The 9,507-nt window shown below is 32.3% G+C and carries 11 protein-coding genes and 1 pseudogene; all 12 read left to right on the top strand.

Annotated elements, in window-relative coordinates; all coding sequences use genetic code 11:
- Nucleotides 1–1,085: redox-regulated ATPase YchF (ychF, locus tag HGPT_RS04035; RefSeq protein WP_019138583.1), on the top strand; the 1,085-nt coding region annotated here is incomplete at its 5' end.
- Between the two features lie 14 nt (nt 1,086–1,099).
- A complete protein-coding gene (locus tag HGPT_RS04030) occupies nt 1,100–1,927 on the top strand; it encodes an HAD-IIB family hydrolase (RefSeq protein WP_019138582.1) in 828 nt (275 codons plus the stop codon).
- Nucleotides 1,928–2,780, top strand: a pseudogene (gene ylqF / locus HGPT_RS04025) (ribosome biogenesis GTPase YlqF).
- Nucleotides 2,767–3,384 (top strand): ribonuclease HII, encoded by a 618-nt coding sequence (locus HGPT_RS04020; protein ID WP_019138581.1) that lies wholly within the window; start codon nt 2,767–2,769, stop codon nt 3,382–3,384. Before ylqF ends, HGPT_RS04020 begins: the two are co-directional and overlap by 14 nt.
- The gene (locus tag HGPT_RS04015) at nt 3,378–3,737 is read left to right on the top strand and encodes a YraN family protein (protein ID WP_019138580.1); all 360 of its coding nucleotides are present in this window, start codon (nt 3,378–3,380) and stop codon (nt 3,735–3,737) included. The genes HGPT_RS04020 and HGPT_RS04015 overlap by 7 nt, the downstream gene beginning before the upstream one ends.
- A 123-nt stretch (nt 3,738–3,860) precedes the next feature.
- Nucleotides 3,861–4,607: a Fe-S cluster assembly ATPase SufC gene (gene sufC / locus HGPT_RS04010; protein WP_019138579.1), complete on the top strand. Its 747-nt coding sequence runs from the start codon at nt 3,861–3,863 to the stop codon at nt 4,605–4,607.
- Nucleotides 4,608–4,643: 36 nt separating this feature from the next.
- Nucleotides 4,644–6,023 carry a Fe-S cluster assembly protein SufB gene (sufB, locus tag HGPT_RS04005; protein ID WP_051007895.1) on the top strand — a complete coding sequence of 460 codons (1,380 nt, stop codon included), beginning with the start codon at nt 4,644–4,646 and terminating at the stop codon, nt 6,021–6,023.
- A gap of 7 nt (nt 6,024–6,030) precedes the next feature.
- The gene (locus HGPT_RS04000; RefSeq protein ID WP_019138577.1) at nt 6,031–7,080 is read left to right on the top strand and encodes a SufB/SufD family protein; all 1,050 of its coding nucleotides are present in this window, start codon (nt 6,031–6,033) and stop codon (nt 7,078–7,080) included.
- A gap of 1 nt (nt 7,081) precedes the next feature.
- Nucleotides 7,082–8,323, top strand: a complete 1,242-nt coding sequence (locus HGPT_RS03995) for a cysteine desulfurase (protein ID WP_019138576.1) — start codon at nt 7,082–7,084, stop codon at nt 8,321–8,323.
- Complete coding sequence (gene sufU / locus HGPT_RS03990) at nt 8,313–8,768, top strand: Fe-S cluster assembly sulfur transfer protein SufU (RefSeq protein ID WP_019138575.1); 456 nt, start codon at nt 8,313–8,315, stop codon at nt 8,766–8,768. The genes HGPT_RS03995 and sufU overlap by 11 nt, the downstream gene beginning before the upstream one ends.
- A gap of 11 nt (nt 8,769–8,779) precedes the next feature.
- Complete coding sequence (locus tag HGPT_RS03985) at nt 8,780–9,175, top strand: RrF2 family transcriptional regulator (RefSeq protein ID WP_019138574.1); 396 nt, start codon at nt 8,780–8,782, stop codon at nt 9,173–9,175.
- 7 nt (nt 9,176–9,182) lie between these two features.
- Nucleotides 9,183–9,507: aminotransferase class V-fold PLP-dependent enzyme (locus tag HGPT_RS08860; protein ID WP_040542506.1), on the top strand; the 325-nt coding region annotated here is incomplete at its 3' end.

Genomic DNA, 9,507 nt, shown 5'->3' with positions numbered 1-9,507 from the left:
AACTTGGAATCGTGGGACTACCTAATGTAGGTAGGTCAACTTTATTTAATGCCCTTACAAGTGCCGGTGCTGAAGCTGCAAATTATCCCTTTGCAACTATTGAACCAAATGTTGGGGTTGTAAATGTGCCTGACGAAAGGCTAGAAGTATTATCTGAAATTAGTAATTCGGAAAGAATTGTTTACACTAATATAGAATTTTATGACATTGCAGGACTCGTTAAGGGTGCCAGCAAGGGAGAAGGACTTGGAAATCAATTTTTATCAAATATTCGTGAAGTTGATGCCATTGTTCACGTAGTGAGATGTTTTGATGATGAAAATATTATCCATGTGGATGGTTCAATTGATCCTATTCGCGATATTGAAAATATTAACTTGGAACTTATTTTTTCTGATTTAGAACAAGTTGACAACAGATACTCAAAAGTTGTAAAAAAAGCTAGAGCAGAAAAATCTCTCGCAAAAGAAAGAGATCTTTTAGAAAAAATTAAAACTGCACTTGAAGAAGGAAAATCAGCAAGAGAAGTTGAGCTAGATGATGAAGAAGAAAAAATCATAAAAAATTATTCTCTTTTAAGTGCAAAACCAGTTATCTATGTCTGCAATGTTGCAGAAGAAGAACTGACAAAAGATGACAATGAATATGTGAAAAAAGTAAGAGAATATGCAGAAAAAACTGGAGATGAAGTTGTAGTTATATCTGCAGAAATCGAAGCAGAAATTGCAGCCCTAGATGATGATGAAAAAGAACTTTTCCTAGAAGAACTAGGTCTTGATTCTTCAGGTCTTGATAAACTTATTAAATCTTCTTATAGACTTCTTGGATTAATTTCTTTTATAACAACTGGAGAAATGGAAACTAGAGCTTGGACAATAAAAAGAGGTTCAAAGGCTCCAACTGCTGCAGGTAAAATCCATACAGATATGGAAAGAGGTTTTATTAAAGCTGATACAATTTCTTATAAGGACCTCGTTGAAGCAGGTTCTGTTGCTAAGGCTAGAGATAAGGGACTTATTAGAAGTGAAGGAAAAGAATATGTAGTTGAAGATGGAGATGTAATAGTCTTTAAATTTAATGTATAAGAAAAAGGTGATTTATGATTAAAATGGTTTCAATGGATTTAGATGAAACTCTTTTATCTACTGATAAGTTTATAACAGAGTTATTTAAACCCTTTGTGGAAAAATTAAAATCAAATAATATAATTCCAGTTGTTGCCACAGGAAGAGAGTTTTACACTGCTCACAGATTTGTGGGGGAAGATCTTGCAATAGATCTTATTTGCAACAATGGAAATATTATAAGAAATAATTTAAGTGGGAAACTTGAATTTGTTAACCCAATGGATAAAAAAGATGTGGAATTGATAATGTCCTATGATGATAATGACAGAATTTATTCCACTATTCATGTTGAAAGAGAAGATGAAATTGACCTTTTATACAAGAAAAAGAATTTTACATCTTTTGATGGCACTTATGTAGATGCATTTAAAGGAAGAAATTTAGCCTTTGATGATTTCAACAATTATGAAGGCTATCCTCTTTCAATTGTATTTGCAGGAAGTCATGATGACTTAGTTGATCTTAGAAATAGGATGAAAAAAGATTTGGATGAAAAATTTAATTTTCACCTAATGAAAATAAAAAGACAACCAAAGTGGATGCTAGAAATTCTTCAAAAAAAGGGCGACAAGTTTTTTGGAATAAAAAAATATGCAGAAAATAGAAATATAGATCTTAAAGATGTAGCGGCAATTGGCGATGATTCCAATGATGTTATGCTAATAGAAAATGTTGGACTTGGCATTGCAATGAAAAATGGGGTTGAAAAGCTAAGAGAAGTTGCCGATGTAGTTTCTGATTATGACAACAATCATGATGGGGCAATAAAAATTTTAGATAAGGTTTTATTTGGTGATTAAATGAATATTAACTGGTACCCTGGTCACATGAAAAAGACCATAGAGGATATTGAAAAAAAGTTAAAACTCGTTGATTTTGTAATAGAAATTATAGATTCAAGGATTCCTTTTTCTAGTAGAAATCCAATTTTTGATGATCTTTTAAAAAATAAAAAAAGACTTCTTATTTTTAATAAATCAGATCTTTCTGATCCTAAATTAAATGAGGCTTGGATGGAAAAGCTAACTGATGAAAATAACTTCGCCATATCTTACAATGCAATGAAGGGAAATGTTTCTCTTGTAGTAAAAAAATCTCAAGAATTAATGGCTGAAGAGATAAAAAAATAATGAGGACAAGGGTCTTAATAAGGGAGCACTTCGTGCTATGATAGTTGGCATTCCAAATTCAGGTAAGTCAACTTTTATAAATTCTATTTCTGGAACAAGGTCTGCCAAAACTGGAAATAGACCAGGTGTAACTAAGGTCAACCAGTGGATAAAAATTCATCCTAAGCTTCATCTCTTAGATACACCAGGAGTTTTGTGGCCAAAATTTGAAGAAAAAGTTGGATTAAACCTCGCTTTTACTGGTGCCATAAAAGATGAGATTATGGATAGAGAAACTCTCGCCCTAAAATTAATTGAAAAATTAAAAGATATTTACCCTTCTTCTATAGAAGAAAGATATAAAATTTCTAATGTGAAAGACAAAGAAGCCCTTGATATAATGGATGAAATGGGAAAAAATCGAGGAGCCCTAATGCGTGGCGGCTATATTGATTATGAAAAAGTAGCTGGTATTGTCTTAGATGAATTTAGAAAGGGCATTCTTGGCAGGATAACGCTGGAGGTTCCAGATGAGTTTTTATAATTTTGAAAATGAATATTATGAAAAGGGATACAAAAATATTTGTGGAATTGATGAAGTTGGAAGAGGTTGTCTTTTTGGAGATGTAGTATCTTGTGCAATAATTATGCCAAAAGGTGAGTACATCGAAGGAGTTAATGATTCCAAAAAGTTATCTCCTAGAAAAAGAGAATTTCTTTATTCAAAAATTCTAGAATCTTCTCTTGCAGTTGGAATTGGAAGGGCAAGTGCAGATATAATTGACAAGGTAAATATAAGAATGGCAACTCACATTTCTATGATAAATGCCCTTGAAAATTTAAGAGATAGAGAAAATAATAAAATTATAGCAGATTGTGTTTTAATTGATGCCGAAACTATTGAAACAGGTATTTTTCAAAAGGCAATTATAAAAGGCGATGAGTCTTGTTATTCTATAGCTTGTGCTTCTATAGTTGCAAAAGTTTATAGGGACAATCTCTGTAAAAAGTGGGCAGAAAAATATCCTCAATATGGTCTTGAAAAACACAAGGGTTATGCTACAAAATATCACAGAGAAGCTTTAAAGGCATATGGTCCCACAGAAATGCACAGAAAAACTTTCTTAAAGAATATAAAATCATGGTAGGACACAATTTATTTTTCGGCAATCGTGGGGAAGATATAGCTACAAAATTTTTGGAAGACAAGGATTATATTATATTAGAAAGAAATTACAGAGCTCTTGGAACAGAAATTGATATTATAGCAAGAGACAAGGAGGAACTGGTCTTTGTCGAAGTTAAATCTCGTAATTCTAGAAAATATGGTGATGCCTACGAAGCTGTCACAGAGTACAAAATGCAAAATATTATTCAAACTGCCACAGCTTATATAATGGCTAAGGGATTATTTGATATAATGGTTCGCTTTGATATAATAGAAGTTTATTTTAAGGAAAAGGAAATCAATCACATAGAATCGGCATTTATGCTTTCATAAACTAGGTATAGCCTAGTTTTTTTATTGCAATAAATATTTGATATTTAAAAAACTTGTGTTATTATAGTTAATAGAAAAAACATAGTAATTTTGTATGAATTATTTTTTATAAATGGAGGAAGTATGACAGAGTTATTGAGAATTGAGAATTTAAGTGCAGGCGTAGAAGATAAACAAATTTTAAAGAATATAAACTTGAAAATTAATTATGGCGAAGTTCACGTAATTATGGGACCAAATGGTTCTGGTAAATCTACTCTTGCAAATGTAATAATGGATAATCCAGTTTACAATGTAACAAGTGGAAAGATCTTTTTAGATGGAGAAGACATAACTGATTTAACAACAGATAAGAGGGCAAACAAGGGTCTTTTTATGTCTTTTCAAACTCCAGAAGAAGTTCCAGGGATTTCTGTAGAAAATTTCATTAGAACAGCAAAATCTTTAAAGGAAGACAAAGCTATTTCCATTTTAAAATTTAAAAAAGAAATTAAAAAAGAAATGGAAGATTTAAAGATGGATTCTTCTTATGCAGAAAGATACCTTAATGTTGGTTTTTCTGGTGGAGAAAAAAAGAAAAATGAAATTCTTCAAATGCTTATGCTAAATCCTAAGCTTGCTATTCTAGATGAAACAGATTCAGGTCTAGATGTTGACGCAACAAGAATTGTATCAAGCGGTATTGAAAAATATTTAAATAAGGACAATGCAGTTTTAATTATTACTCACCACAAGGAATTAATTGACAATATTAAACCTGATTTTGTTCACGTAGTTTTAGATGGTGAAATTGTAAAAGAAGGAGACGCTTCTCTAATAGATAAAATCGAAAAAGAAGGATTTAACTGGATAAGAGAAGAGGTGAAATAATTGACTAAGAAGTTAGACAAAACTTATGTAGAAGACATGGACCGTGGAGTCTATGATATTAAAAATAAATTTACCTTTAGGTCAAAAACTGAAAAGGGACTTACAGAAGATATAGTAAGACAAATATCTAAGGAAAAAGATGAACCAGAATGGATGCTTGAAAGTAGATTAAAGGCTCTTAAAATCTTTAACGAAAAAGAAAATCCAAGCTGGGGTCCAGATATTTCTGAAGTTGATATGGACGAGATTACAACTTATATAAGACCAGATGCAGATATGTCAGACGATTGGAAAAATGTGCCTGATGAAATTAGAGATACCTTTGATAAATTAGGAATTCCTGAAGCTGAAAAAGAATCAATGCTTTCTGGTGTAGGGGCTCAATATGACTCTGAAGTTGTTTATCACAGCATTCAGAAATATCTACAAGATCAAGGTGTAATTTATACTGATTTTGAAACAGGACTAAAAAAATATCCTGAAATTGTAAAAAAATATTTTAGCAAGTGTATAAATCCAAATCTTCACAAATATGCAGCTCTTCACTATGCTGTTTGGTCTGGTGGATCTTTTGTATATGTTCCAAAGGGAGTAAATGTAGACATTCCTCTACAATCATACTTTAGACTAAATGCTCCAGGTGCAGGACAATTTGAACACACACTTATTATTGTAGAAGATGGTGCATATTGTCACTTCATAGAAGGTTGTTCTGCTCCAAAATACAATGTAATAAATTTACACGCAGGTGCAGTTGAACTTTTTGTCGGAGAAGGTGCAACTTTAAGATATTCAACAATTGAAAATTGGTCAAGAAATATGTATAACCTAAATACAAAGAGAGCCATAGTTGAAAAAGATGGAAAAATCGAATGGGTTTCAGGATCTTTTGGTTCAAAAGTTTCTATGCTTTACCCTGCATCAATACTTGTTGGAGAAAATGCAAGCAGTGAATTTACTGGAATTTCTTTTGCAGGTGAAGGACAAAATCTTGACACAGGAGCTCAAGTTGTTCACGCAGCACCATACACTAGATCAACTGTTAACACAAAATCAATTTCAAAATCTGGTGGTATTGCGATCTACAGAGGTTTAGTTGAAATAAAAGAAAATGCAGTAGGTGCAAAGAACTCAACATCTTGTGAATCCTTGATGCTTGATAGCGAGTCAAGGTCAGATACAATTCCTACAATAAAAATTGAAAACAATGATATTGATATTGGACACGAAGCAAAAATTGGAAGAATTAGCGATTCAGTTATTTTCTACTTGATGTCAAGAGGTATTTCTGAACAAGAAGCAAAGGAAATGGTAGTAAGAGGATTTGCTGAACCAATAGCTAAGGAACTTCCTATGGAATATGCAGTTGAGATGAATAACTTAATCAATCTTGAACTTGTTGGATCAATTGGGTAGGTGAAAAATGACTAAAATAATTGGAAATGAAATTGCCTTTAAAACTTTTAGTTTTTTAAAGGTAAATGACACAGAAATAGAAATTCCCCAAATTCAAGGGAAATTATATAGAGAAGTGGGAGAAAAAAATCCAGGAGAAATTTCTGAATTTGAAAATATAAAATACGGAATATCAAAGGATGCTCTTGATTTAAACAGAGAGTATTTAAATTATTATAATTCCTACAAAAGTGAGGAAGGTCAAGAAAATGAAGAATTTAAACTCTTCGAACTTGATGATGAATATTCTGAACTTTTTGATCTTCACCACATTGTTGCAGAAAAAAATTCTAAATTAAAAGTAATTTTAGACTACACTTCATCTTCTGACAAAGATAAATTTAGAAACTCTGTAATAAAAGTTCTTGCCAAAGAAAATTCTGAAGTAGAAGTATTTGTCATAGCAAGAGATGATAACAAATCACTAGTTCTTGAATCTATTGGAATTTATACAGAAGATAATGCAAAAGTTAGCCTTCACCAATATGAACTTGGTGCAGCAAAACTTTATTCAAACTACAAATGTGAACTTATTGGAGAAAAATCTGAGTCAATTGTAGATTCAATTTACTTTGGACAAAAAGACGAATACCTAAATATGAATTACGACATGATTCACAGAGGTAAGAAAACTCAGTCAGATATTTTGGTAAATGGTGCCTTAAAGGACAGATCAAATAAAAATTTCAAATCAAATTTACAATTTATCGAAGGAGCAAGGGGTGCCCTTGGTTCTGAAGAAGAGTATTCAATATTACTTGATGATACAGTTCATTCAGTTTCAGTTCCACTAATGCTTGCCCACGAAGATGATGTTGTGGGAAATCACGCATCAAGCGCTGGGAAGTTAGACAATGATCAAATATTTTATCTAATGTCTAGGGGAATAAGCTATGATGAAGCAGAAGCCCTAATAGTAGAATCTAAATTTTCTGGTGCAATTGATGCTCTAGAAGATGAAAAATTAAAAGAAGAAGTTTGGGATTCAGTTAGAAAAATTATAAAGAGAGGAAATTAATATGTTTACAAAGGCAGAAATAGAAGAAATCAGAAAAGAGTTTCCCTTCTTAAATTTAAAGCCAAATGGAAAAGATATAGTTTATTTTGACAATGGTGCAACAACACAAAAGCCAAGAGAAATTATTGACAATATAAAGAATTTTTACGAAAGCGAAAATGGTAATCCTCACAGGGGAGCTCATTATCTTGCCATGAAATCAACAGAAGTTTATGAAAATGCAAGACAAAAAGTTGCTGATTTTATTGGGGCAGAAAAAGCAAGTGAAATTGTATTTTTGAGAAATGCAACTGAAGCTTTAAATCTAATTGCCTACTCTTACGGAAGAAACAATTTAGGTGAAGGAGATGAAATTGTAATTTCAATAATGGAACACCATTCAAACTTAGTGCCATGGCAAGAAGTTGCAAAAAAGACTGGTGCAAAATTAAAATTCTTGTATCTAGATGACGATATGCAAATTCCCTTTTCTGAAATCGAAGAAAAAGTTACAGAAAATACAAAAATTCTTTCTATAACAGGAGCATCAAATGTTGTTGGGACAAATCCTGAAATAGAAAAAATTGTAAAATATACAAGAGAACATTCACAGGCAAAAATAATTCTTGATGGTGCTCAACTTGTTCCTCACAGAAAAGTTAATGTAAGTGAACTTGACGTTGATTTCTTAGCTTTTTCTGGTCATAAAATGTATTCTGCACTAGGTGTTGGTGTACTTTACGGAAAAGAAAATTTATTAAATGAAATGGAACCCTTCTTATCAGGTGGCGACATGATTGAATATGTCTATGAAGATCACACAACTTTCTTAGATGCACCACAAAGATTTGAAGCAGGTACAGCTAATGTTGAAGGAGCAGTAAATCTTGCTGCTGCCATTGACTTTATAAACAAGTATGGCATGGATAATATTGATGAATATGAAAGATATTTAACTGATTATTGTTATGAAAAACTTAAAAAATTAGATTATCTAGAAGTTTACACAACAAGCAACAAGAACAGAGCTCCAGTAATATCTTTTAACTTTAAAGAAGCCCATCCACACGATGTTGCATCAATACTTGATACTTTTGGAATAGCAATTAGATCAGGTCACCACTGTGCACAACCTCTACACAGATATTTAGGTTCAAACTTTTCTTGTAGGGCAAGCTTTGCAATTTATAACACTGTGGAAGAAATTGATTATTTCGTGGAACATCTTGAAGATGTAAGGAGGATTTTAGGAATTGAATCTTGATAATATTTATACAGAACTAATCTTGGAACACTCTAGAAATAAACACAACAGAAGAGAATTAGAGGATTATACAAAAAAAGAACTTGGACACAACCCAAGTTGTGGTGATGAAATCACTCTAGAAGTAAAAATCAAAGAAGGAATAATAGAAGACATATCTTATACAGGTCACGGATGTGCCATATCTCAAGCTTCAACTTCAATTATGTGTGACAATGTAAAGGGCATAAGTGTAGATGAAGCTATTGAAAGAGCTGACAAATTTATTGGAATGGTTAAGGGAGAAATTGACGATCCAGATGAATTAGATGATTTAGATGATGCAGTTGCTTTTGAATCAATATCCACTTTGCCAGCCAGAGTAAAATGTGCAGTTCTTTCATGGTACACTTTAAAAAATATGTTAGAAAATAATGAAGAAAAAGGATCCTTCAGACCATCATAAGAGGTGATTAGATGAAACTTTCTACTAAGGGCCGTTACGGTTTAATGGCCATGTATAACTTGAAGGAAAATATGGGCAAGGGTCCCATAGCCTTAAAAGATATAGCAAGAGATGAAAATCTTTCTGAATCTTATTTGGAACAACTATTCACTCTTCTGAGAAAGGCAGATCTTGTAAAATCCATTAGAGGTGCAGGAGGAGGATATATCCTTGCAAGAGATCCAGAATCAATTGCAATTGGAGAAATTATAAATGCACTTGAAGGAGATATTTCTCTTTCCTGTTGCGACCTTGGTAAAAATGAAGCTTGTGGCAAAGAGTCCAACTGTGCAACGAGAGATATTTTGTCAAAACTTCAAGGTCAAATTGAAAATGTAATGGAGTCCATGACTCTAGCAGACATGTGAGGTAATTATGATTTACATGGACAATGCTGCTACTACAAGGATAACAGATAGTGTATTAAATGCCATGCTTCCCTATTTGAAGGAAAATTATGGGAATGCATCGGCAATTTATTCACTAGGACAAAAATCTAGGGCAGCCATAGAAAATTCAAGGATAAAAATTGCAGAGATTTTGAGAGTAAAAGCAAGTGAAATTTATTTCACTTCTTCTGGTTCAGAATCAGATAATTGGGCTATAAAAGGTTCACTCAAGGCAAATGAAAAGAATCATGTAATTTCATCAAAAATTGAACATCCAGCCATTTTAAATTCTTTGAAGAAAATAGAAAAGT

The sequence above is a fragment of the Peptoniphilus timonensis JC401 genome (genome assembly GCF_000312025.1).
Classification (GTDB): Bacteria; Bacillota; Clostridia; order Tissierellales; family Peptoniphilaceae; genus Peptoniphilus_A; species Peptoniphilus_A timonensis.
This window is presented reverse-complemented; position numbering and strand designations above follow the sequence as displayed.